General features: G+C 39.7%; 1 pseudogene. It reads left to right on the top strand.

What is annotated here, in order from left to right:
- Nucleotides 1-242: pseudogene (locus Q4528_RS15650) on the top strand (thymidine kinase); the annotation flags it as partial.

The raw sequence follows: 242 nt of genomic DNA, 5'->3' as shown, positions 1-242 counted from the left end.
GACGTAGTGATCGTAGATGAAGGTCAGTTTTTAAGCCGCGAGCAAGTGTATCAATTGGCAAAAATTGTTGATGAGTTAAATATTCCAGTGATGGTTTATGGCCTTAAAACTGATTTTATGGGCGAGTTGTTTGAAGGTGCTTATCACTTACTGTGTTTAGCTGACAAGCTAGAAGAGCTTAAAACTATTTGCTGGTGTGGCAATAAAGGGCACTTTAATGCGCGTATTGATCAACACGGGAA

The organism is Staphylococcus pasteuri, assembly GCF_030547725.1.
In the GTDB taxonomy this organism is placed as follows: domain Bacteria; phylum Bacillota; class Bacilli; order Staphylococcales; family Staphylococcaceae; genus Staphylococcus; species Staphylococcus pasteuri.
The sequence above is the reverse complement of the archived record's forward strand: the minus strand, read 5'-3'. Positions and strand labels throughout refer to the sequence as shown.